The 2,748-nt window shown below is 71.1% G+C and carries 3 protein-coding genes; 2 read left to right on the top strand and 1 reads right to left on the bottom strand.

Annotated elements, in window-relative coordinates:
• Positions 1-283 precede the first annotated feature (283 nt).
• Together D1643_RS10525 and D1643_RS10530 are read left to right on the top strand one after the other, a co-directional pair.
• On the top strand, positions 284-679 hold the full coding sequence (locus D1643_RS10525) for a metallopeptidase family protein (RefSeq protein WP_160710566.1): 396 nt from the start codon (positions 284-286) through the stop codon (positions 677-679).
• Positions 680-1,391: 712 nt separating this feature from the next.
• Entirely contained in the window at positions 1,392-2,006 is a 615-nt protein-coding gene (locus D1643_RS10530) for a TIGR00730 family Rossman fold protein (RefSeq protein ID WP_160710567.1), read from the top strand.
• A gap of 256 nt (positions 2,007-2,262) precedes the next feature.
• Here the strand turns inward: D1643_RS10530 and D1643_RS11905 are convergent.
• Positions 2,263-2,748, bottom strand: a 486-nt coding sequence (locus D1643_RS11905; protein WP_236643563.1) for a hypothetical protein, incomplete at its 5' end; no start/stop codon positions are given.

A 2,748-nucleotide genomic window follows, 5' to 3' on the forward strand; every position in this document is an offset into this window, starting at 1 on the left:
ACTACCGGGGGGCACTACCGGGGGGCACTACCGGGGGGCACTACCGGGGGGCACTACCGGGGGGCACTACCGGGGGGGCACTACCGGGGGGCACTACCGGGGGGCACTACCGGGGGGGCGAGCGAGGCAGGCGGGGTGGATAGCAGAGCATACGACCGGCTCACGCGCCCAGCGACAGGGCGCCGCCCACAATCGCGCAGGGACAGGCGCGTCGCGCTGGGGCATGATAGAATTGGCGGCGATGTGCCGGACGCGAGGCGCCGCCTGCGAGGAGGGGATCGCCATGTTCCAGATGAGCGACGAGGAGTTCGAGCGCGCCGTCGAGGAGGCGCTCGACGGCATCCCCGACCAGTTCATCCAGGCGCTGCAGAACGTGGCCATCGTCATGGAGGACGAGCCCAACGAGTACCACCTGGGCACGCCCGAAGAACCGTTCTACCCCGAGGGGTCCTACTGCGACGACGAGCTGCTGGGGCTCTTCGACGGCCTGTCCATCGTCGAGCGCGCCGACGGCTACGACGATGACCTGCCCGACGTCATCACCATCTTCAAGGGCCCGCACGAGCGCTGCTTCGACAGCCGCGAGGAGGTGGTCGAGGAGATCGGCAAGACCGTCATCCATGAGATAGGCCATTACTTCGGCATCGACGATGATCGCCTCTACGAGATGGGCTATTAGCGCGGAGAGCCCGCCGGCTGGGTCTTTCGGCAGAAGCGGGTGCCCGAATGGAGAGGATACGCCCGGACACGTGCAGTGTTTCACGTGAAACATCGTGCTCGCGGAGGGCGAGCGTCCCGCTGGGGGCGAGGCGACAGCGGAAGGACAAGGCCCGCCGGGGGGCGTGGCAGAGGACAAGATCCCGCCGGGGGACGTGGCAGCGGAAGGATCGCTGCGGCCGTCGGCGCCGGCGCGCTTGGAGGCGCGGGGGGCATGGCGGCGGAAGGGCCACTAGGGCCGCCGGCGCCGACGCGCTTGGGGCTCGGCCCAGGAACGTGGCGGCAAAGAGGCCGCTGGGGGCCAGAGACGTCGAAGTGCTTGAAGGAGTGACAGAGGGGCGAACGTCCCGCTCTCGAGAGCACAGCGGCGGGGGGGGCAAAAGCCCCGTACTCAAGGGCATGGCGGCAGGGAGGGAGCAAGGCCCCGCTGGGGGCGAGGCGGCAGCGGAAGGACAAGGCCCGCCGGGGAAACGTGGCAGGGGGCAAGGTCCCACCGGGGGACGTGGCAGCGGAAGGACCACTGCGGCCGTCGGCGCCGGCGCACTTGGAGGCGGGGGGCATGGCGGCGGAAGGATCGTTGGAAAGCTTGAGGGAGCGCTCCGCCGGGGGGCAGTAGACGCAAGACGCGGGGCGCCGGCATCCGGAGGGGCTGCGCGGATACGAAAGGTCAGAACATGAACATCACGGTGTACTGCGGCTCAAACCCCGGGGCCGACCCGCGCTTCTGCGAGGCGGCGGAACAGCTGGGCGCGTGGATCGCGGCGGGGGGACACTGCCTGGTCTACGGCGGAAGCTCCGTGGGGCTCATGGGCGCGGTGTCGCGCGCGGCGCTCGCAGCGGGTGGGCGCGTGGAAGGCGTCGAGCCGCGCTTCTTCATCGACGCCGGCGTGGCGCAGCACGATCTGACGAGGCTTCACGTGGTCGAGACGATGGGGCAGCGCAAGGCGCTGATGATCGAGCTGGGCGACGCCTTCGTGGCGCTGCCGGGAGGCGTGGGCACCCTTGAGGAGATATCCGAGATCATGTCGCGGATCCGCCTGCGCATGGGGCCTGCGCGCTGCCACCTACTCAACCTGGGCGGCTTCTACGACCCGCTGGCCCAGCTGCTGCACGCCATGGCGGGCCAGGGCTTCCTGGACGACTACGAGCTGGAGCGCATCTGCTTCCCCGCCACGGTGGAGGAGCTTGAGGCGCTGCTGGCCGAGGACGCCCTCGCGCTGGCGGCCGCAGGCGGAAAGCGCCCCCGCGAGCCCTACTGCCCCGAGGCGCTTCCCGGCAACCGCGGCTGACCACGACGCCCAGCAGCGCGCTCGCCGCGTGATACGAGCGCAGCGCGCCTTGTTGACCGCGCCCGATCAAGTGGATACACTGGGGCGAACTTGGAATCAGTCAAGGCACGGTGATCTCATGTCCGGCATCTTAGCCCTCTAACACGCCCCCTCGCCCCACCGCAACCGACATTGCCGGTCGGCGCGCAACCTATTCTCTCGCGTGTCGCAAGCTGAAGGCGGTGGCGCAACCGTTTCCGCAACCGCATGCTAGACGTCACCCCCCCTCTGGGAGGGCGACGTCCGCCTCGTTATTCCAAGGAGCTCCCATGACCGAACCTGCCCCGCGCGGCGAATCTGCGCCCGCCAACGCTGCGCCCATCAGCGCCGCGTCGCCCACGAATCCCACCGCTACGTCACCGAGTGCGGCCTCCGCGCCCCTCGCCTCCGCAGCCCCGGCGTCGCCCAGCGCCGCGTCGCCTGCTGGCGCGTCGGCAGGCGCGATCCCCACATCAGGCACAACCTCCACCGGCACGCCGAGCGCATCCGTTGCGCCGGCGACCCCCGCGTCTCCCAAGACCCCCGCGCCTGACGCGCTCGACAAGCCCGCGCCTGATGCGTCCGCCGGCGCCAACCCCGCCGCCACGTCGCCTGACGCGGCCCCCGCAACCCCCGCGTCTCCCAGCGCCGCGTCGCCCACGACCCCCGCGTCTCCCGCAACCCCCGCCGCCACGTCGCCCGCGACCCCCGCGCCCGGCCCGGC

Source organism: Enterorhabdus sp. P55 (assembly GCF_009911695.1).
In the GTDB taxonomy this organism is placed as follows: Bacteria; Actinomycetota; Coriobacteriia; order Coriobacteriales; family Eggerthellaceae; genus Enterorhabdus.